This is a genomic window from Bradyrhizobium sp. OK095 (genome assembly GCF_900109945.1).
Lineage (GTDB): Bacteria > Pseudomonadota > Alphaproteobacteria > Rhizobiales > Xanthobacteraceae > Bradyrhizobium.
On sequence record NZ_FOBX01000038.1, the window covers coordinates 1 to 2,056 of the forward strand.

A 2,056-nucleotide genomic window follows, 5' to 3' on the forward strand; every position below is an offset into this window, starting at 1 on the left:
CACGGCTGCTGCGTGCTGCGCGACGAGATAGTCCGTCAGCTGGGCCAGGGTCGGATGACTGAAGAACACCGAGGGCGGGACCTCGATCCCGTAGTGGCGCGCCAGCCGGCGGCCGAGCTCCGCAAGGCTGATCGAGTCAAAACCAAAATCGGCAAGGTTCTCCTCGTCATCGAGCCGCTCCCGCGCCACCTTGAGCAGCCCGCTCACATGCTCCTTCAGGTCCCACGACACGCATTGCGCAACGCTCAGCCCCGTCAGCTCCGCCCGCTCCCCGCGATACGCCCGCCCGGCGTCGGACCATCCCATCTCCGTCTCGGCAGCTGTCCGCTCCAGCCCCAGGAAGCGATGCACCCGCTGGCGATCACCCACCAGCACCAGATGTTGCGTACATGCCTGCCCCAGCAGCCGCTCGAACAGCTCGACGCCTTCCTGCGATCCCAGCGCACGCTGCCCACTCGACTTCAGGTACATCCGCGTCGAGGCGGCATCGACCATCCCCATGCCGCCGTCCTGCCAAAGCCCCCAATTGACCACGATCGTCCGGCCGCTCCGCTCTCTGCGCGATTGCAGCTGGTTGCGGTAACGCCCGTGCGCCATCAGGAAGCGATTGCCCACCGCATAGTCGCAAGCCCCGAAGTCCCCCAGCATCGCCGCCGCCGACGAGAAGTAGCAGACGAAGTCCAGCGACCGGTCGCCCAGCACCTCGTCCAGCACCAGCGTCCCCGTCACCTTCGGCGCCAGCACCTCGGCAAAATGTCCATCATCCTTCTCAAAAACGGATCGGCCGTCGTTGAGGCCTGCCGCATGGATCACCCCATGCAACGCGCCAAAGCGCAGCTCCGCAGATCGCAACCCTTGCTCGATGGCACCGCGGTCGCAGACATCCGCCTGCAGATACATCACCGCGCTGCCCAGCGCCTCCAGCTCGGCAACCGCATCACGCTTCGCCGCGTCAAGCCCGGAGCGCCCGATCAGGATCAGCTTTGCCTGCCGCGTCCGCGCCAGATGCCGCGCCAGCAACAGCCCGAGCCCGCCGCAGCCGCCGCTGATCGCATATGTGCCGCCCGTCCTCAGCACGCTCTCGCCGTCCTCCAGCGCACGCGGGCGAACCCGGCACACCTCGCGACGGCCCCTGCGATAAAACGCGCTGGCTATCTGCTCCGCCGTCAGCTCGGCAATCAGCCGCTGCAGCCTCTCCTCGACCGCAACATCCTGCTCCAGCCCGATCACCGCAACCCGCGTCTGCGGCCACACCAGTCCAAGCGAACGCTCAAAGCCGATCCAGGATTCCAGATGACAGCGATCGAGCCCCTCGCCACAGGCCCCCGCCAGCAACAGCCGCTCGCATTCGAGCCCGCTCGAGGCCAGCGCCTGCAGCACGTGCTTCACCGTCACCGCATCCGGCAGGCAAGTGCTGTCCTCGAGCCCCCACAGATAAAGCACCGCATCCACCGCGCCGTGCTCGGCGCGAACCCGGCTCATCACCTGCCGATAGCTGTCGCCGTCCCCAGCGTCCCGATGCAGACGGCTCACCTCGTGCTGCGCGACGAAGATCACCTCCGCCTGGGGCGCGAGCTCCCTGATCTGCCCGGCAAAGCAGCGCTGGTTCCCTGCGTCCGACAACAGGCACACCAGCTTCCGCGGCAGCCGCACCGGCCCGCCCGCCAGCGCCTGCTCCTCCCACACCTCCTCAAACGTCAGCAGCTCGAATGGATCGGCGGCCTCGTCAGCGGCCTCGGGCACTGCAATCCCTTCGGCCACGGACGCCGCAGTCGCAGGCGCTTGCACCTGTGCCTGCACCTGCGCCGTCTCGATCCAGTATCTCTCCTTCGCAAACGGATAGGTCGGCAGCGGGATCCGGCGCGGGCGCGTCTCGCCGTATAGACCTTCCCAGTCGAACGAGGCCCCCTTGACCCACAGCTCCAGCAGCTTGGTGTATCGGCCCTGCCCGATCCACGTTCCCGCGATCTGCGCCATGTCCTCGTCGGCAAAGACCGCAAGCGTGTCCTTCTCCCGCCGCACCTCGCCCTGGTAGAGCTCCTCGATCCCGCTCTCG

General features: G+C 67.4%; 1 protein-coding gene. It reads right to left on the reverse strand.

The window, feature by feature from the left end:
- Positions 1 to 2,056, reverse strand: a 2,056-nt coding sequence (locus tag BMW89_RS37040) for a beta-ketoacyl reductase (protein ID WP_143062894.1), incomplete at both ends; no start/stop codon positions are given.